Origin of the sequence: Enterobacter cloacae (genome assembly GCF_011078175.1) — a bacterium.
GTDB classification, from domain to species: Bacteria; Pseudomonadota; Gammaproteobacteria; order Enterobacterales; family Enterobacteriaceae; genus Enterobacter; species Enterobacter cloacae_Q.
In genome coordinates this window covers 86,716-103,657 of record NZ_JAALCJ010000007.1, presented here as the reverse complement: position 1 = coordinate 103,657, position 16,942 = coordinate 86,716, and the positions used below count along the sequence as shown (strand labels likewise).

Annotated in this window: 16 protein-coding genes; 10 read left to right on the top strand and 6 right to left on the bottom strand. The window is 54.4% G+C overall.

The annotated features are described in order from the left end of the window. Window positions 1–20: 20 nt before the first annotated feature. Genes G6Q29_RS16030 through gpmM form a run of 3 tightly spaced genes read right to left on the bottom strand, consistent with a single transcriptional unit; the run spans window position 21 to window position 3,812 of the window. Window positions 21–971 carry a divergent polysaccharide deacetylase family protein gene (locus G6Q29_RS16030; protein WP_165466389.1) on the bottom strand — a complete coding sequence of 317 codons (951 nt, stop codon included), beginning with the start codon at window positions 969–971 and terminating at the stop codon, window positions 21–23. A 3-nt stretch (window positions 972–974) separates the two neighbouring features. After that, entirely contained in the window at window positions 975–2,234 is a 1,260-nt protein-coding gene (gene envC / locus G6Q29_RS16025; protein ID WP_242637226.1) for a murein hydrolase activator EnvC, read from the bottom strand. Window positions 2,235–2,267: 33 nt separating this feature from the next. Next, on the bottom strand, window positions 2,268–3,812 hold the full coding sequence (gpmM, locus tag G6Q29_RS16020; protein ID WP_165466387.1) for a 2,3-bisphosphoglycerate-independent phosphoglycerate mutase: 1,545 nt from the start codon (window positions 3,810–3,812) through the stop codon (window positions 2,268–2,270). A gap of 248 nt (window positions 3,813–4,060) precedes the next feature. Between gpmM and G6Q29_RS16015 the strand changes: the two genes are divergently transcribed. The 5 genes from G6Q29_RS16015 (at window position 4,061) to cysE (ending at window position 7,170) form a co-directional block, all read left to right on the top strand. Beyond that, a complete protein-coding gene (locus tag G6Q29_RS16015) occupies window positions 4,061–4,492 on the top strand; it encodes a rhodanese-like domain-containing protein (RefSeq protein ID WP_003860840.1) in 432 nt (143 codons plus the stop codon). Between the two features lie 11 nt (window positions 4,493–4,503). Further along, on the top strand, window positions 4,504–4,755 hold the full coding sequence (gene grxC, locus G6Q29_RS16010) for a glutaredoxin 3 (protein ID WP_003860837.1): 252 nt from the start codon (window positions 4,504–4,506) through the stop codon (window positions 4,753–4,755). A 31-nt stretch (window positions 4,756–4,786) separates the two neighbouring features. Then, window positions 4,787–5,254 carry a protein-export chaperone SecB gene (gene secB, locus G6Q29_RS16005; protein ID WP_003860835.1) on the top strand — a complete coding sequence of 156 codons (468 nt, stop codon included), beginning with the start codon at window positions 4,787–4,789 and terminating at the stop codon, window positions 5,252–5,254. After that, window positions 5,254–6,273, top strand: a complete 1,020-nt coding sequence (gene gpsA, locus G6Q29_RS16000; protein ID WP_165466386.1) for an NAD(P)H-dependent glycerol-3-phosphate dehydrogenase — start codon at window positions 5,254–5,256, stop codon at window positions 6,271–6,273. The genes secB and gpsA overlap by 1 nt, the downstream gene beginning before the upstream one ends. 75 nt (window positions 6,274–6,348) lie before the next feature. Next, window positions 6,349–7,170 (top strand): serine O-acetyltransferase, encoded by an 822-nt coding sequence (cysE, locus tag G6Q29_RS15995; protein WP_165466501.1) that lies wholly within the window; start codon window positions 6,349–6,351, stop codon window positions 7,168–7,170. Window positions 7,171–7,224: 54 nt separating this feature from the next. Here cysE and ppiC read toward each other — a convergent pair whose 3' ends face one another. Next, window positions 7,225–7,506: a peptidylprolyl isomerase PpiC gene (gene ppiC / locus G6Q29_RS15990; RefSeq protein ID WP_001140251.1), complete on the bottom strand. Its 282-nt coding sequence runs from the start codon at window positions 7,504–7,506 to the stop codon at window positions 7,225–7,227. An 85-nt stretch (window positions 7,507–7,591) separates the two neighbouring features. Here ppiC and rep point away from each other — a divergent pair, with 85 nt between their 5' ends. Next, window positions 7,592–9,616, top strand: coding sequence for a DNA helicase Rep (rep, locus tag G6Q29_RS15985; RefSeq protein WP_165466385.1), 2,025 nt, complete (start codon window positions 7,592–7,594; stop codon window positions 9,614–9,616). A 55-nt stretch (window positions 9,617–9,671) separates the two neighbouring features. Here rep and gppA read toward each other — a convergent pair whose 3' ends face one another. Both gppA and rhlB read right to left on the bottom strand, forming a co-directional pair. After that, entirely contained in the window at window positions 9,672–11,156 is a 1,485-nt protein-coding gene (gene gppA, locus G6Q29_RS15980) for a guanosine-5'-triphosphate,3'-diphosphate diphosphatase (RefSeq protein WP_165466384.1), read from the bottom strand. 6 nt (window positions 11,157–11,162) lie between these two features. Next, on the bottom strand, window positions 11,163–12,431 hold the full coding sequence (rhlB, locus tag G6Q29_RS15975) for an ATP-dependent RNA helicase RhlB (protein WP_006812393.1): 1,269 nt from the start codon (window positions 12,429–12,431) through the stop codon (window positions 11,163–11,165). Window positions 12,432–12,575: 144 nt separating this feature from the next. Here rhlB and trxA point away from each other — a divergent pair, with 144 nt between their 5' ends. From trxA to wzzE, 4 genes are all read left to right on the top strand, one after another. Then, a complete protein-coding gene (gene trxA / locus G6Q29_RS15970) occupies window positions 12,576–12,905 on the top strand; it encodes a thioredoxin TrxA (RefSeq protein WP_006812392.1) in 330 nt (109 codons plus the stop codon). Between the two features lie 341 nt (window positions 12,906–13,246). Next, window positions 13,247–14,506 carry a transcription termination factor Rho gene (rho, locus tag G6Q29_RS15965; protein WP_001054528.1) on the top strand — a complete coding sequence of 420 codons (1,260 nt, stop codon included), beginning with the start codon at window positions 13,247–13,249 and terminating at the stop codon, window positions 14,504–14,506. A gap of 243 nt (window positions 14,507–14,749) precedes the next feature. Next, entirely contained in the window at window positions 14,750–15,853 is a 1,104-nt protein-coding gene (wecA, locus tag G6Q29_RS15960) for a UDP-N-acetylglucosamine--undecaprenyl-phosphate N-acetylglucosaminephosphotransferase (RefSeq protein WP_001050933.1), read from the top strand. A gap of 13 nt (window positions 15,854–15,866) precedes the next feature. Further along, the gene (gene wzzE / locus G6Q29_RS15955) at window positions 15,867–16,913 is read left to right on the top strand and encodes an ECA polysaccharide chain length modulation protein (RefSeq protein ID WP_165466383.1); all 1,047 of its coding nucleotides are present in this window, start codon (window positions 15,867–15,869) and stop codon (window positions 16,911–16,913) included. Window positions 16,914–16,942 lie beyond the last annotated feature (29 nt).

The following is a 16,942-nucleotide window of genomic DNA, read 5'->3' as shown; positions in this document are numbered from 1 at the left end:
CTTTCTACCTTAATCGCCTGTCACTGGGATTGGCTCGCTGCTGATTTTTTTCCCCAGCCCTGCCACTGGTGCTGGAAGTATTGCACCAGCGTACTCTGGCTTACGCTTTCGCCGATTACCGTGAAGAAGCGGGTGGCATGCACCGGTTCAGGCGGCTGTTTCAGCGTGCAGTTCTTCACGCCGCGGAACGGGTTACGCGGCTGCGTTGCGGGCGGTTGCGCACTACCCGGACGAGAGGTATCCACCTGAGGTTCGTTGAGCAGATCGCTCGGGCGCACCAGCGTGATATCGGCGGGTAAGCCCGGCAACATTTGCTGCAAAACGCGAACGGTAGACGGATGCGGGTGCCCGATGGCAATTGCCGAACCGTTACGGCGCGCCAGCTGTACCGCACGGTTGAACTGTACGCGGATATCCGCTTCGTTCTGGACGTCGTCCAGGAATACTTTGCGCTTGATGACCTTCACCCCCGTACCCTGAGCGGCACGCATCGCCTGGCTGTTGCCAATGGTCATGCTGTCGAGGAAATAGAGATTGTAACGCTCCAGCGCCTGCATCACCTTCAGCATACCGTACAGGCTGGAGGTCATCGCGCTGCCCATATGGTTATTCAGGCCCACAGCATACGGCACTTTATTATACGCATCGCGAATAATGCGATCGATCTCGTCGCTGCTCATGTCCGGGCGCAGGGTATCTTTTTCCAGAGGCTGCTTGCTGAGGGGGGCCATCGGCAGATGGATGAGCACCTGATGGCCGCTATTGTGAGCTTTGGTCGCCATTTCATGCGCGTGAGGTGCATTAGGCAGGACGGCAACAGAGATGGCTGACGGCATCGCCAGCACCTGATTTTCATAGTGTGGTCGATAACCGAAATCATCAATCACAATGGCGAGTTTGCCTGCATAAACCGGCGCAGCCAGCGCCAGTGCGCTGACCACGGAAAAAACTCTTCGACGAAATTGAAGCAAAACTTATCTTCCCAACCACGGCTGTGGATTGACCGCCTGACCCTGACGACGAATTTCGAAATAGAGTGACGGGCGGCCCTGACCGCCACTGCTGCCCACAAGGGCAATGGGTTGACCCGCGCGCACCTGAGTGCCGACGCTGACCAGCGCGCTCTGGTTGTAACCGTAAAGACTCATGTCGCCTTTACCGTGTTCAACCACCACCACGAGCCCATAACCCTGTAGCCAGTCGGCCAGGATCACGCGGCCATCGGCGATGGCTTTCACTTCGCTACCTTCAGACGCACCGATCACGATCCCCTTCCAACGTAGCTCACCCTGCAACTGTTCGCCATAGCGATGCAGGATCGTACCGCGAACGGGCCAGTATGCCTGACCGCGTGGGGAACCGAGGCCGCCGGTTCGCGACATCAGGGAACGTTCATTTTCAGTCGGTTTGTAGGTGGTGCCTTTCCGGGAGGCTTCCTGCTGCTTATTACGCACCGCCTGCGCTTCGCGCGCTTCTTTTTCGGCGCGCGCTTTGGCCGCGGCTTCCGCCCGGGCAATACTGTTACGTAGTCTGGATTCGTTGGCGCGCATTTCGCTCAGCTGGCTTTGTCCTGCCTGGATGGAGGACTCCAGCCCGGCGAGCGTCTTCTTACGCTCATTGCGCGCCTGCTCAAGCTTTTCCTGCTGCGCCTGCTGATCGTAGAGCAACGTTTGCTGCTGGCTCTGCTTCTCTTCCAGCGCAGCTTTTTGCGTGGTGACTTCTTCGCGCGTCTGCTTCAGCTGCGCAATGGTCTCCTGACGGGCCTGGTTAAGATAGCCAAAATAGGCTTGCAAACGCTGGCCACGCTGGCTCTCTTCACCGCTGAGGATTAGCTGAAGGCCGGTGTGTTCACCCTGGCGGAAAGCAGCATCAAGCTGTGCCGCGAGGTTGCGCTCCTGCGCGTCGCGCTGACGCTCCAGTTTCGCAATCGACGCGTTCATTTCATCGATTTGCTTATTGAGCTGGGCAAGGGTGTTTTGGGTTTCACGCAGCTTACGCGCGGCGGCGGAGATAGCCTCTTCCTGCTTTTTAAGCTGGGCTAGCAGGGTGGCGCGCTGCTGTTGCTGTTGACGTACCGCACGCTCTTTGGCGGCGATATCGGCCTGAATGGATTTAAGCTGATCGCGGTCATCTGCATGGGCGGATGCGGCGCACAGCAATACGCCAGCGCTGAGTGCGCTGGCGCAAAGCAGAGGTCTGACTGATAACCGAAGCGGTTTCACGACCCATGTGATTGAAAAAATCGCCTTTCCCCTCATGGGGAGCGATTATTCCACGATGAACAGCGGCTTGCCAGTCATCTCTTCAGGGATTTCCATACCCATTAGCGACAACATGGTTGGCGCGATGTCGGAAAGCTTGCCGCCTTCTACTGCTTTCACTGATTTATCACCCACATAAATCAGTGGAACAGGCAGGTTGGTATGAGCGGTATGCGCCTGACCGGTTGCCGGGTCACGCATCTGTTCTGCGTTACCGTGGTCGGCGGTGATCAGCAGCTGGCCTCCCACGGATTCAACGGCTTTCGCAACCCGATCTACGCAGTGGTCCAGCGCTTCAACCGCTTTAACGGCTGCTTCCATCACGCCGGTGTGACCCACCATGTCGCCATTTGGATAGTTACAGATGATGGTGTCATATTTACCGCTTTCGATCGCGGCCACCAGTTTTTCGGTCAGCTCCGCAGAGCTCATTTCTGGCTGGAGATCGTAAGTGGCGACTTTCGGTGAGTTAATCAGGATACGGTCTTCGCCTTTAAACGGATCTTCTACGCCACCGTTAAAGAAGAAGGTCACGTGCGCATACTTTTCAGTTTCGGAGATGCGCAGCTGGGTCTTATCATTTTTCGCCATCCATTCGCCGAAAGTATTTTCCAGGGAAGCGGGTGGATAAGCGCATGGGGCTTTGATATCCGCTGCATATTCTGTCAACTGGATGAAATCGATCTTCGCCACTTTCTTACGGGCGAAACCGTCGAAATCGCTGTTAACGAAGGCGCGGGTGATTTCGCGCGCGCGGTCAGCACGGAAGTTCATGAAGATCAGCGCATCGCCATCTTCCATGGCAGCATCGGCCTGGCCTTCTGCGCGAATCACGGTCGCTTTCACGAATTCATCGTTTTCATCACGGGCATAAGCCGCTTCCAGAGCTTCAACGGCAGTCGCGAACTGGAACTCGCCTTTTGCCAGGGTCAGCAGATCATAGGCTTGCTCAACGCGGTCCCAGCGGTTGTCGCGGTCCATGGCATAATAACGGCCAATGATGGACGCCACGCGGCCTTTGCCCAGTGCGGCAAATTTATCTTCAAACGCTTCCAGAGAACCTTTTGCGCTGCGTGGCGGCGTATCGCGACCATCCAGGAAGGCGTGCAGATAGATTTTTTCTGCACCACGCTCGGCGGCCAGTTCTACCATCGCCATGATGTGATCTTCGTGGCTGTGAACGCCGCCCGCAGAGAGCAGGCCCATAATGTGAACGGCCTTGCCTGCGGCAACGGCTTTATCAACGGCCTCGGTGAGCGTTGGGTTGGCAAAGAATGTACGTTCTTTGATTTCAACGTCCAGGCGCGTCAGGTCCTGATAAACGATACGGCCCGCGCCCAGGTTTACGTGACCCACTTCAGAGTTGCCCATCTGACGATCCGGCAGACCCACTTCCAGGCCAGACGCATCAATCAGAGTGTGGGGACGTTTTGCCCAAAGCGCGTCCATCACCGGGGTTTTGGCGTTGAAAATGGCGTTATCCTGTTGATCTTCGCGATAGCCATAGCCATCAAGAATCACCAGTACCATAGGTTTTTTAGAAACCGACATTGCGACAACCTCATGCTCAAGAGACAAAAAATTTGCGTAATTTTACTACAGCTGAATCGATAAAATAGCCGCAGAAGATCAAAGAAAGCGTGGAGGCAAGGCCGTTCTCGGGCCATTTTGAGGCTTTTTTTTCGTGGCATGCCGCAGAAAATAGATTAGCTTTATGTCGCTGGCTGTATTTGCCACAGCGCACAGGTATACTCCTGTCCTGGTTTTTTTAATCACTTAGTCGGGAGTTGTTACCCCCCATGCAAGAAATTATGCAATTCGTTAGCCGCCACCCGGTTCTGAGCATCGCGTGGATTGGCCTGCTGGTCGCTGTACTGTTCACCACATTTAAGGGACTGACGTCTAAAATTAAGGTGATCACCCGCGGTGAAGCGACACGTCTGATCAACAAAGAGGACGCCGTTGTGGTTGATCTGCGTCAGCGCGACGATTTCCGCAAGGGCCACATTGCAGGTGCTATCAACCTGCTGCCAGCGGAAATCAAAGCGAACAACATTGGTGAGCTGGAGAAGCATAAAGCCCAGCCGATTATCGTTGTTGACGGCACTGGCATGCAGGCGCAGGAATCTGCCAACGCACTGCATAAAGCAGGCTTTGAAAACGTAACGGTGCTGAAAGAAGGCATCTCCGGCTGGAGCGGGGAGAATCTTCCTTTAGTGCGCGGCAAATAAGGAGTTAAGTGATGGCCAATATTGAGATCTACACCAAAGCAACGTGTCCGTTCTGCCACCGAGCGAAAGCGCTGCTGTCCAGCAAAGGCGTAACGTTCAAGGAACTGCCTATCGATGGTGACGCGATTAAACGCGAAGAGATGATCCAACGCAGTGGTCGCACAACGGTTCCACAGATTTTTATTGATGCGCAGCACATTGGCGGCTGTGATGACTTGTATGCGCTCGACGCCCGCGGTGGACTCGATCCGCTGCTGAGCTAGAGACTTTAGGACAATTAAAAAGGGTTTTTCCATGTCAGAACAAAACAACACCGAAATGACTTTCCAGATCCAGCGCATCTACACCAAGGATGTCTCTTTCGAAGCGCCAAACGCGCCGCATGTTTTCCAGAAAGACTGGCAGCCAGAGGTTAAACTTGATCTGGATACCGCATCCACCCAGCTGGCGGATGACGTGTATGAAGTCGTACTGCGTGTCACCGTGACCGCCTCTCTGGGCGAAGAAACTGCATTCCTGTGCGAAGTACAGCAGGGCGGTATCTTCTCCATCGGCGGCATCGAAGGCAACCAGATGGCGCATTGCCTGGGTGCATACTGCCCGAACATCCTGTTCCCGTATGCGCGTGAATGCATCACCAGCCTGGTTTCTCGCGGTACATTCCCGCAACTGAACCTTGCGCCAGTCAACTTTGATGCGCTGTTCATGAACTATTTACAGCAGCAGGCTGGCGAAGGTGCCGAACAACATCAGGATGCCTGATGAGCACTGTTAATGCGTCAATGACTGTGATCGGTGCCGGCTCTTACGGCACCGCTCTTGCCATCACGCTGGCAAGAAATGGTCACGACGTGGTCCTGTGGGGCCACGATCCAAAACATATCGCGACGTTGCAACACGACCGCTGCAACGTGGCGTTTCTCCCGGACGTTCCGTTCCCTGATTCTCTCTATCTGGAAAGCGACCTCGCGACCGCGCTGGCGGCCAGCCGCAATATTCTGATTGTGGTGCCGAGCCATGTGTTTGGCGAAGTTTTGCGTCAGATTAAGCCGCTGATGCGTGCGGATGCGCGTATTGTGTGGGCGACGAAGGGACTGGAAGCGGAAACAGGACGTCTGTTGCAGGACGTTGCCCGCGAAGCGCTGGGAACGGAGATCCCGCTGGCGGTGATCTCCGGGCCGACCTTTGCCAAAGAGCTGGCTGCGGGTTTGCCGACGGCGATCTCGCTGGCGTCCACTGACCAGGCATTTTCCGACGATCTTCAGCAACTGCTGCACTGCGGCAAAAGCTTCCGTGTGTACAGCAATCCTGATTTTATCGGCGTACAGCTGGGCGGTGCAGTGAAGAATGTCATTGCCATCGGGGCCGGGATGTCTGATGGCATCGGTTTTGGAGCGAATGCGCGTACAGCGTTGATCACCAGGGGCCTGACTGAAATGTCCCGCCTGGGCGAAGCGCTGGGCGCCGATCCGGCCACCTTTATGGGAATGGCTGGGCTGGGCGATCTGGTGCTTACCTGTACCGACAACCAGTCGCGTAACCGCCGCTTTGGCATGATGCTCGGACAGGGTAGCGATGTAAAAAGCGCGCAGGAGAAGATTGGTCAGGTGGTTGAAGGCTATCGCAATACCAAAGAAGTTCGCGAATTGGCGCATCGTTTCGGTGTCGAAATGCCAATAACCGAGGAAATTTATCAGGTATTGTATTGCGGAAAAAATGCGCGCGAGGCAGCATTGACCTTATTAGGTCGTGCGCGCAAGGACGAGCGCAGCAGCAATTAGCCGGGAAGTATCGTCACCTGAATGACCCAGCCAGCGCAGAACTGGCTGGTCATTAACTATCGTCTGGAGCAAGCAATGCCGTGTGAAGAACTGGATATCGTCTGGAATAATATTAAAGCCGAAGCCCGAGCTTTGGCCGACTGTGAGCCTATGCTGGCCAGTTTCTATCACGCGACGCTACTCAAGCACGAAAATCTCGGCAGCGCCCTGAGCTATATGCTCGCCAATAAACTGGCTTCCCCTATCATGCCTGCTATCGCCATTCGCGAGGTGGTGGAAGAGGCCTACGCCGCCGATCCGGAAATGATTGCTTCTGCCGCCTGCGATATTCAGGCAGTGCGCACCCGTGACCCGGCGGTGGATAAATACTCTACGCCGCTGCTGTATCTTAAAGGTTTCCACGCTTTACAGGCGTACCGCATCGGTCACTGGTTATGGAATGAGGGACGCCGCGCGCTGGCCATCTTCCTGCAAAACCAGGTTTCCGTGTCCTTCCAGGTCGATATTCACCCGGCGGCGAAAATTGGCCGCGGGATCATGCTCGATCATGCCACTGGCATTGTCGTCGGTGAGACGGCGGTGATCGAAGATGATGTGTCGATCCTGCAATCCGTTACGCTGGGCGGTACCGGTAAAACCAGCGGCGATCGCCATCCGAAAATTCGCGAAGGGGTCATGATTGGCGCGGGTGCCAAAATCCTTGGCAATATCGAAGTTGGGCGTGGCGCGAAGATTGGCGCGGGGTCGGTTGTCCTCCAGCCTGTACCGCCGCACACCACCGCTGCTGGCGTCCCGGCGCGCATCGTCGGTAAGCCAGACAGCGATAAACCGTCGATGGATATGGATCAGCATTTCAACGGTATTCACCACACCTTCGAATTCGGCGACGGCATCTGAACGCAGACCCATTTAAATAAAAAAGCCCGGTGAGTCAATGCACCGGGCTTTTGATTAGTTGCGGTATAACACTTTGATAATGTGGTAGCCGAACTGCGTATGCAGTGGGCCGGTTGGCTCCAGCACCGGGCAGGAGAAAACCACTTTATCAAACGCCGGGACCATCTGGCCCTGGCGGAACTCGCCTAAGTCACCGCCGCGTTTGCCTGACGGGCAAATCGAGTGTTTCTTCGCCAGTTTGCCGAAGTCGGCGCCATTTTTAATTTGTTCGAGCAGATCCAGTGCCAGTTTCTCTTCTTTAACAAGGATATGCAGTGCTGCTGCTGTTTTTGCCATGATCGTGCCTTGAGTCGACTAGTTTACGATCGGTATACTACCACGCGTTTTTCCTCCTCTCCCGACTTTCATTGAGCGATCATTTATGCGTTTAAACCCCGGACAACAACAAGCTGTCGAATTCGTCACCGGACCCTGCCTGGTGCTGGCGGGAGCGGGATCCGGTAAAACACGCGTGATCACCAACAAAATTGCCCACCTCATTCGGGGTTGTGGCTACCAGGCGCGCCATATCGCGGCAGTCACCTTTACCAACAAAGCGGCGCGTGAGATGAAAGAGCGCGTCGGCCAGACCCTGGGCCGTAAAGAGGCGCGCGGGCTGATGATCTCCACTTTCCACACGCTGGGCCTGGATATCATTAAGCGTGAATACGCGGCGCTGGGCATGAAGTCCAACTTTTCGCTCTTCGATGACACCGACCAGGTGGCGTTGCTTAAAGAGCTGACGGAAGGGCTGATCGAAGATGACAAAGTGCTGTTGCAACAGCTGATCTCGACGATCTCGAACTGGAAAAACGATCTCATGACGCCGGCCCAGGCAGCGGCGAGTGCCAAAGGCGAGCGCGATCGTATCTTTGCCCACTGCTACGGTCTGTACGATGCGCACATGAAAGCCTGCAACGTACTGGATTTCGACGACCTGATCCTGCTGCCGACGCTGCTGCTTCAGCGGAATGAAGAGGTGCGCGAGCGCTGGCAGAACAAAATTCGCTACCTGCTGGTGGATGAATACCAGGATACCAACACCAGCCAGTATGAGCTGGTAAAGCTGCTGGTCGGGCAGCGTGCGCGCTTTACCGTCGTTGGCGATGACGATCAGTCCATTTACTCCTGGCGCGGCGCACGTCCGCAAAACCTGGTGCTGCTGAGCAAAGACTTCCCGGCGTTGCAGGTGATTAAACTGGAGCAGAACTATCGTTCTTCCGGGCGCATCCTGAAGGCAGCGAACATTTTGATTGCCAATAACCCGCACGTTTTTGAGAAGCGTCTGTTCTCTGAACTGGGTTACGGTACCGAGCTGAAAGTACTCAGCGCCAACAACGAAGAGCACGAAGCAGAGCGCGTAACGGGTGAGCTGATTGCCCATCACTTCGTCAACAAAACCGAATACAAGGATTACGCGATCCTTTATCGCGGTAATCACCAGTCGCGCGTCTTTGAAAAGATGCTCATGCAGAACCGTATTCCCTACAAAATTTCCGGCGGTACGTCGTTCTTTTCGCGTCCGGAAATTAAGGATCTGCTGGCCTATCTGCGCGTGCTGACCAATCCGGATGACGACAGCGCTTTCCTGCGCATCGTGAATACACCGAAACGCGAGATTGGCTCTGCGACGCTGCAAAAGCTGGGCGAATGGGCGATGACCCGCAATAAAAGCCTGTTCAGCGCCAGCTTCGATATGGGGCTGAACCAGACTCTGACCGGGCGCGGCTATGACGCCTTAACCCGCTTTACCCACTGGCTGAGTGAGGTGCAGCGTCTGGCTGAGCGCGAGCCTGTGGCGGCAGTACGCGATCTGATCCACGGCATTGATTATGAATCATGGCTGTATGAAACCTCTGCCAGCCCGAAAGCGGCAGAGATGCGCATGAAAAACGTTAACCAGCTTTTCAGCTGGATGACCGAAATGCTTGAAGGTTCTGAGATTGACGAGCCCATGACCCTGACGCAGGTGGTCACCCGCTTCACGCTACGCGATATGATGGAGCGCGGCGAAAGCGAAGAAGAGGCCGATCAGGTTCAGCTGATGACGTTACATGCCTCGAAAGGTCTGGAGTTCCCATATGTCTATCTGGTGGGGATGGAAGAGGGCCTATTGCCGCACCAGAGCAGCATTGATGAAGATAACGTCGACGAAGAACGCCGTCTGGCCTACGTGGGGATCACCCGTGCGCAGAAAGAGCTGACGTTTACGCTGTGCAAAGAGCGACGCCAGTATGGTGAGCTGGTGCGCCCGGAGCCGAGCCGTTTTCTGCTGGAGTTGCCACAGGACGATCTAATCTGGGAGCAGGAGCGTAAAGCCATTACCGCTGAAGAGCGTATGCATAAAGGTCAGGCAAACGTGGCAAACATTCGCGCGATGCTGGCAAAAGCCAAAGCGAAGGGATAACTATTTGTTTGCAGGCCGGGTAAGGCGAAGCTGCCTCCCGGCACGCTTTAAAGGGTCACTTCACCTCAAGCGCCCAGTGCACATAGCTCTGCCACTGGTACTCCTGCTCAATCAATTCCGCTCCAAGCGGATGATCCTCAAGCCAGTTATCCGGCAGCGTCAGCGTCAGTTTCTCGTTGTCTGCCGCCAGCGTAATGGCTGGCAGCAAATCATCACGTCGCCGGCTGGCAAACAGGATCGCCAGCCGAAGCAGACGGCACAGATGCTCCGCCACGCGCGGCGGCACAGCGTTCTGCTGATGAAGCGAAGAGAGATCGACGGCGTTGGTCTGGTTCAGCAACAGGGTAGCCAGCAGCTTCTTCTGCGCGGGCGTATAGCCCGGCAAATCGAGATTACGTACCAGCCAGGCTGCGTGCAGCGGTGCCTGCTTGTACTCCACGCTGAGACCAATTTCATGTAGCGCACAGGCGCTTAGCAACAGATCGCGGCTTAACGGCTCAATATCCCAGCTTTTTTTGACCTGATCGGCAAACAGTGACGCCAGTTGACTCACTCTGTGCGCCTGGTCGGTATCAACAATAAAGCGGCGCTGAACGTTACGCAGCGTACGGCTACGAATGTCCTGATCGACCGACTGGTGCAGCATTCCGTAGACCAGACCTTCACGCAGCGCACCGCCTGCGAGGGTCATACACTGGATATTCAGTTCAGTAAAAATGGCGATTAAAATGGCGAGTCCACTTGGGAAAACCAGCGCACGTTCGAGCGTCAGGCCTTCTATTTCAAGCTCTTCCAGACGACCACACTGGATGGCGCGCTGTTTAAGCTGCTGGAGTTTGGCAAGCGTGATCCGCTCGTCCATCCCCTGTGCCATCATGATTTCCTGTAACGCCTGAACGGTTCCGGATGCGCCGACGCACACTTTCCAGCCGTGATAGCGCAGTTCGTCCATAACCGGGCGCAGAACCTCACGCGCCGCGTTTTCCGCCTCGTCAAAATTCTCTTTGGCGAGGTTTCGATCGGTAAAATAGCGTTCCAGCCAGGTCACGCAGCCCATCGACAGGCTGAAGAGGGACGTCGCCTGTGCGCCTGTGCCCGTGACCAGCTCTGTACTGGCACCACCAATGTCTACCACCAGACGGCGATCGTCGCCACCGGTCGTGTGCGCAACACCCTGATAAATCAGTCGCGCTTCTTCTTCACCGCTGATGACCTGCACCGTACAGCCCAGAATTTCCTGTGCTTTGGCAATGAAATCGCCAGCGTTTACCGCCAGACGAAGGGTCGCCGTGGCAACAACGCGAATTTGACTGAGCGGGATATCCTGCAAACGTTCTGCAAACAGACGCAGACACTGCCAGCCACGTTCCATGGCTTCAGGGGAGAGGTGATTATCGCTGCTCAGGCCCGCCGCGAGGCGGACCTTGCGCTTAATGCGTGTCAGCGTTTGTATGCTTCCCGCCACCTCGCGCACAACCAGCATATGAAAACTATTCGAACCGAGATCAATTGCCGCATAAAGCGAGGTGGAGCTGAGCATATTTTCTTAACCTGAACGACGACGATTACGCGGTGCACCGCCGGAACGACGCGGACCATTGCCGGAGCGTGGACGGGTAAGGCGCTTAGGTGGCGGCAGCTCGCTTAACAGCGCGTCCGGATTGTATTTGCTCTGAGGAATAGAGTGACCGATGTAGGTCTCAATGGCCGGAAGGTTCAAGGCATACTCTTCACACGCAAGGCTAATGGAGTGACCGCTTGCGCCGGCACGACCGGTACGACCGATACGGTGTACATAGTCTTCACAATCATCTGGCAGGTCATAGTTAAAGACGTGCGTCACGGCTGGAATGTGCAGGCCACGGGCCGCCACGTCGGTCGCGACCAGAATATCGAGGTCGCCACGAGTAAATTCGTCGAGAATGCGCAGGCGTTTTTTCTGCGCCACGTCGCCGGTCAGCAGGCCCACACGGTGACCATCTGCGGCCAGGTGACCCCAGATATCTTCACAGCGGTGTTTGGTATTCGCGAAGATGATCGCGCGATCCGGCCACTCTTCTTCGATCAGCGTTTGCAGCAGGCGCATTTTCTCTTCATTTGAAGGATAGAAGAGCTCTTCTTTAATGCGGTGCCCGGTTTTCTGCTCCGGTTCCACTTCCACATATTCGGCGTTGTTCATCTGTTCGAACGCCAGTTCGCGAACGCGATAAGAAAGCGTTGCGGAGAACAGCATGTTCAGACGCTGGTTTGCCGCAGGCATGCGGCGGAACAGCCAGCGGATGTCTTTAATGAAGCCCAGATCGTACATGCGGTCTGCTTCATCCAGCACGACAACCTGGATTGCGCCGAGGTTGATATGGTTCTGTTTGGCGTAATCGATAAGACGGCCGGTGGTCCCAATCAGGATATCCACGCCGCTTTCCAGCACTTTCAGCTGTTTATCGTAGCCGTCGCCGCCATAGGCCAGTCCAAGTTTCAGGCCGGTGGCCTGCGCCAGGGGCTCAGCGTCTGCGTGGATCTGTACCGCCAGTTCTCGCGTCGGGGCCATAATTAGCGCGCGCGGCTGGTTAACTTTGCGGTCTGCAATCGCTGGATGAGAAAGTAAATAATGAAACGTTGACGTTAAAAACGCCATCGTTTTGCCAGTACCGGTTTGCGCCTGCCCTGCAACATCGCGGCCGGCCAGCGTCAGCGGCAGGGCGAGAGCCTGAATGGGCGTGCAGTTATGAAACCCTTTAGTTTCAAGGGCTTCGATCACCTTTGGGTGCAGGGCGAAGTCGGAAAACTTCTGTTCTGTTAAATGTGTTTTGCTCATAGTGTGGTAGAATATCAGCTTACTATTGCTTTACGAAAGCGTATCCGGTGAAATAAAGTCAACCTTTAGTTGGTTAATGCGACATCAACACGTCGTTGGTGGAGACAAAACCAACATACCAGGCTTATTCCTGTGGAGTTATATATGAGCGATAAAATTATTCACCTGACTGACGACAGTTTTGACACGGACGTACTTAAAGCTGACGGGCTGATCCTCGTTGATTTCTGGGCTGAATGGTGTGGTCCTTGCAAAATGATCGCTCCGATTCTGGATGAAATCGCTGACGAATATCAGGGCAAACTGACCGTTGCCAAGCTGAACATCGACCAGAACCCGGGCACCGCGCCAAAATACGGTATCCGTGGCATCCCGACCCTGCTGCTGTTCAAGAACGGTGACGTGGCGGCGACCAAAGTGGGCGCACTGTCCAAAGGTCAACTGAAAGAGTTCCTGGACGCTAACCTGGCGTAAGGTTTCTCAGCTGAGCGTCCAGAGCGCCTAATTAATGGCGAGATCTGGACGCCCGGCTTTAGTCGTGCTAAGTTAGCTATGACTACGTTTTAAACATATCTTGTTGTTTGAATCTTGTTTTACCCGATACTTCCCGTTGTTAACTTAAACAGTGCGTGAAGTTGCTAGATTCCGGGCTTGTCACTCAATCCGTCTTGTCGTTTCAGTTCTGCGTTCTTTCCCTGTGACCAGACAGCGAACAGACATGAGGTGATGGCCGCTAAACAGGCATGGATGACCCTGCCATACCATTCACAACATTAAGTTCGAGAATCACCCCGAGTTTAAGAACCCACACCATTATGAATCTTACCGAATTAAAGAATACGCCGGTTTCTGAGCTGATCACTCTCGGCGAAAATATGGGACTGGAAAACCAGGCTCGTATGCGCAAGCAGGACATCATTTTCGCCATCCTGAAGCAGCACGCTAAGAGTGGCGAAGATATCTTTGGCGACGGTGTGCTGGAGATACTGCAAGACGGATTTGGTTTCCTCCGCTCCGCAGACAGCTCCTACCTCGCCGGCCCTGACGACATCTACGTATCCCCTAGCCAAATCCGCCGTTTCAACCTCCGCACTGGTGACACCATTTCAGGTAAGATTCGTCCTCCAAAAGAGGGTGAACGCTACTTTGCGCTGTTGAAGGTTAACGAAGTTAACTACGACAAACCGGAAAACTCCCGCAATAAGATCCTGTTCGAGAACTTAACGCCGCTGCACGCGAACTCTCGCCTGCGCATGGAGCGTGGTAACGGGTCTACTGAAGACTTAACCGCTCGCGTGCTGGACCTGGCATCGCCAATTGGTCGTGGTCAGCGTGGCCTGATCGTGGCGCCGCCAAAAGCGGGTAAAACCATGCTGCTGCAAAACATTGCGCAGAGCATTGCTTACAACCATCCAGACTGTGTGCTGATGGTGCTGCTGATTGACGAACGTCCGGAAGAAGTGACCGAGATGCAGCGTCTGGTGAAAGGGGAAGTGGTTGCGTCTACCTTCGACGAGCCTGCTTCTCGCCACGTTCAGGTTGCGGAAATGGTTATCGAGAAGGCGAAACGCCTGGTTGAGCACAAGAAAGACGTGATCATCCTGCTCGACTCCATTACCCGTCTGGCGCGTGCCTACAACACCGTGGTGCCAGCTTCCGGTAAAGTACTGACCGGTGGTGTGGATGCCAACGCCCTGCATCGTCCGAAGCGTTTCTTCGGTGCGGCGCGTAACGTGGAAGAGGGCGGTAGCCTGACCATTATCGCGACGGCGCTGATCGATACCGGCTCCAAAATGGACGAAGTTATCTACGAAGAGTTTAAAGGTACAGGCAACATGGAACTGCACCTTTCTCGTAAGATCGCAGAAAAACGCGTCTTCCCGGCGATCGACTACAATCGTTCCGGTACCCGTAAAGAAGAGCTGCTTACCACTCAGGAAGAGCTTCAGAAAATGTGGATCCTGCGCAAAATCATCCATCCAATGGGTGAAATCGACGCAATGGAATTCCTCATTAACAAACTTGCGATGACCAAAACGAACGACGATTTCTTCGATATGATGAAACGCTCGTAACGCAAATAATCCGAATCAACGCCACGTTTTTACGTGGCGTTTTTTATTTATGGACTATACGCTATTACCACACACTCCCATTTTTGACCTGTCGGTGCGACAATAAGAAGGTTTGCACAGTCAAAGCAATAATTGATTGAAAAACATACAAAGGGAGTTGTGAGAAGCCGTCTTTAATTCTTCTGAGGCAGGGGGCTTCATGGTTATACTTCCGGGACTAACATTTGTTGAGAGCAATCCATTGTGAATCTACTCACTGCAGTAACTGAGCTGATCAGTATTTTTTTATTCACAACCTGTTTTTTGTTCATTGCGCGCAAGGTAGCAAAAAGAATTGGGTTAGTGGACAAACCGAATTTCCGTAAACGTCATCAGGGGCTTATTCCGCTGGTGGGCGGTATTTCGGTATACGCAGGCATCTGTTTCACATTCGGGATCGCGGATTACTATATCCCCCATGCCGCGCTCTACCTGGCGTGTGCCGGTGTGCTGGTACTGGTCGGCGCCCTTGATGATCGTTTTGATATCAGCGTGAAGTTCCGCGCGACGGTACAGGCGGCCATTGGCATCATTATGATGGTGGTTGGCGGCCTCTATCTCAGAAGCCTGGGATATGTATTTGGTCCCTGGGAGCTGGTGCTTGGGCCATTCGGCTTCTTCCTGACGCTGTTTGCCGTGTGGGCGGCTATCAACGCCTTTAACATGGTTGACGGTATAGACGGTCTGCTCGGTGGGCTGTCCTCTGTTTCGTTCGGCGCGATCGGCATCATTTTATGGTTTGATGGCCAGTACAGTCTGTCAATGTGGTGCTTTGCCATGATTGCCGCCATCCTGCCTTACATCTGCCTGAACCTGGGTGTCTTAGGGCGTCGCTATAAAGTCTTTATGGGCGATGCGGGCAGTACTCTGATTGGCTTTACGGTTATCTGGGTTCTGCTGGAGACCACGCAGGGTAAAACTCACCCTATAAGCCCGGTAACGGCTCTCTGGATTATCGCCATCCCGCTGATGGACATGGTCGCTATTATGTACCGCCGTCTGCGTAAAGGGATGAGCCCGTTCTCTCCCGATCGGCAGCATATTCATCACCTGATTATGCGCGCCGGCTTCACGTCTCGTCAGGCATTTGTGCTGATTACGCTTGCGGCCGCTATTCTGGCTGCGATTGGCGTTGCCGCGGAATACGCACATTTCATTCCTGAATGGGTAATGTTGGTATTATTCTTGCTAGCATTTTTCATGTACGGTTACTGCATCAAGCGTGCATGGAAAGTCGCGCGTTTTATTAAACGCTTAAAACGCAGGATGCGTCGGAACAGTGGCAAAAACACAACATTAACTAAGTAAAACCGGGACTATGATGACTCAACCGTTGGCGGGAGCGAAATCAGTGGGCACTGAGAACGAGCTGGATATTCGTGGTTTGTTTCGCGTGTTATGGCAGGGCAAACTGTGGATTGTGGGAATTGCCCTGGGGTTCGCGCTGTTAGCGCTTGCTTACACCTTCTTTGCAAAACAAGAGTGGAGCGCCACGGCGATCACAGACCGACCAACGGTGAATATGCTTGGAGGCTACTACTCCCAGCAGCAATTCCTGCGTAATCTTGATATCAAGGCCAATCTGGCGACCCCGGATCAGGCCTCGGTGATGGATGAATCCTACAAAGAGTTTGTGATGCAGCTGGCGTCGTGGGATACACGTCGCGATTTCTGGTCCCAGACGGACTACTACAAGCAGCGCATGGTCGGTAACAGCAAAGCGGATGCCGCGCTTCTGGATGACTTGATTAATAACATTCAGTTTATGCCTGGCGATATGCTGCGTAACGTTAGCGACAGCGTGAAGCTGATTGCGGAAACGGCGCCGGACGCCAATAACCTGTTGCGTCAGTATGTGGCTTTTGCCAGCCAGCGCGCGGCCAGTCATTTGAATGACGAGCTGAAAGGTGCCTGGGCTGCGCGCACTATCCAGATGAAAGCGCAGGTCAAACGTCAGGAAGAGGTCGCTAAGGCCATCTTCGCCCGTCGCGTGCATAATCTTGAGCAGGCGCTCAAGATTGCGGAACAGCACAATATTTCCCGTAGCGAAACAGATGTTCCGGCTGACGAACTCCCGGATTCAGAAATGTTCCTTCTTGGTCGCCCAATGCTTCAGGCTCGTCTGGAAAATCTCCAGGCCGTTGGCCCTGACTATGACCTTGATTACGATCAAAACCGCGCCATGCTCAATACGCTCAACGTCGGTCCAACGCTGGACCCGCGTTTTCAGACCTATCGTTATTTAAGAACGCCTGAAGAGCCTGTAAAACGCGATAGTCCGCGTCGCGCCTTCCTGATGATCATGTGGGGGATTGTGGGCGCACTGACTGGCGCTGGCGTAGCGTTATTGCGTCGCCGCACAAACTAAGAACGCCGTCTACGATGAAGGCTATGGCC

What these genes read in the sequence shown, in the direction of transcription:
- rhlB (WP_006812393.1), bottom strand. Translation starts at nt 12,431, where the DNA reads ATGAGCAAAACACATTTAACAGAACAGAAGTTTTCCGACTTCGCCCTG.
- trxA (WP_006812392.1), top strand. Translation starts at nt 12,576, where the DNA reads ATGAGCGATAAAATTATTCACCTGACTGACGACAGTTTTGACACGGAC.
- grxC (WP_003860837.1), top strand. Translation starts at nt 4,504, where the DNA reads ATGGCCAATATTGAGATCTACACCAAAGCAACGTGTCCGTTCTGCCAC.
- gppA (WP_165466384.1), bottom strand. Translation starts at nt 11,156, where the DNA reads ATGCTCAGCTCCACCTCGCTTTATGCGGCAATTGATCTCGGTTCGAAT.
- secB (WP_003860835.1), top strand. Translation starts at nt 4,787, where the DNA reads ATGTCAGAACAAAACAACACCGAAATGACTTTCCAGATCCAGCGCATC.
- rep (WP_165466385.1), top strand. Translation starts at nt 7,592, where the DNA reads ATGCGTTTAAACCCCGGACAACAACAAGCTGTCGAATTCGTCACCGGA.
- cysE (WP_165466501.1), top strand. Translation starts at nt 6,349, where the DNA reads ATGCCGTGTGAAGAACTGGATATCGTCTGGAATAATATTAAAGCCGAA.
- rho (WP_001054528.1), top strand. Translation starts at nt 13,247, where the DNA reads ATGAATCTTACCGAATTAAAGAATACGCCGGTTTCTGAGCTGATCACT.
- ppiC (WP_001140251.1), bottom strand. Translation starts at nt 7,506, where the DNA reads ATGGCAAAAACAGCAGCAGCACTGCATATCCTTGTTAAAGAAGAGAAA.
- gpsA (WP_165466386.1), top strand. Translation starts at nt 5,254, where the DNA reads ATGAGCACTGTTAATGCGTCAATGACTGTGATCGGTGCCGGCTCTTAC.
- gpmM (WP_165466387.1), bottom strand. Translation starts at nt 3,812, where the DNA reads ATGTCGGTTTCTAAAAAACCTATGGTACTGGTGATTCTTGATGGCTAT.
- wzzE (WP_165466383.1), top strand. Translation starts at nt 15,867, where the DNA reads ATGACTCAACCGTTGGCGGGAGCGAAATCAGTGGGCACTGAGAACGAG.
- G6Q29_RS16015 (WP_003860840.1), top strand. Translation starts at nt 4,061, where the DNA reads ATGCAAGAAATTATGCAATTCGTTAGCCGCCACCCGGTTCTGAGCATC.